This window comes from Oleiphilus sp. HI0117, assembly GCF_001635235.1.
Genome location: NZ_LWGA01000443.1, coordinates 1 through 751, shown reverse-complemented (window position 1 = coordinate 751; position 751 = coordinate 1). Strand labels below are relative to the sequence as shown.

The 751-nt window shown below is 45.8% G+C and carries 1 protein-coding gene; it reads left to right on the top strand.

Features of this window, described 5'->3' with window-relative positions; all coding sequences use genetic code 11:
• The coding region (locus A3757_RS05150) for a DNA polymerase (RefSeq protein WP_231878218.1) at positions 1 to 751 on the top strand (751 nt) is incomplete at both ends.

Below are 751 nucleotides of genomic sequence, written 5' to 3'. Positions count from 1 at the left end.
AACCTTCAACCGCCGAGCCGGTCTTACAGGAATTAGCACTTGACTACCCGCTGCCTAAGTTAATTCTTGAGCACCGTAGTCTGGCAAAACTCAAGTCGACTTATACCGATAAACTTCCGCAGTTGATTAATCCGGGAACAGGGAGAATTCATACTTCTTATCATCAGGCTGTCACCGCGACAGGGCGTTTATCTTCTAGTGATCCGAACTTGCAGAATATTCCGATTCGAAGCACCGAAGGTCGAAAGATTCGTCAGGCTTTTGTTGCACCCGACGGTTATAAGCTTATCGCAGCCGACTATTCGCAAATAGAACTGAGAATTATGGCGCACTTGTCTCAAGATAAGGGCTTGTTGGAGGCATTTGCTCAAGGAGAAGACGTACACCGTGCGACTGCTGCAGAAGTCTTCGATGTTTCTGTTGAAGAGGTGAGTGCTGATCAGCGCCGCAAAGCCAAAGCCATTAACTTTGGTTTGATTTACGGTATGTCGGCATTTGGTTTGGCGAAGCAAATCAATGTATCTCGAAAAGAAGCAGCGCAATATATTGATCGTTATTTCGAACGTTACCCAGGTGTACTTGAGTACATGGATAGAATCCGGGCTCAAGCACATGATGATGGTTATGTCGAAACCGTTTTTGGTCGTCGTTTATATCTTCCTGAGATAAATGCTCGAAATAAAATGCTTCAGCAAGCAGCAGAGCGGACGGCGATTAATGCACCAATGCAAGGTACGGCGGCAGATATTAT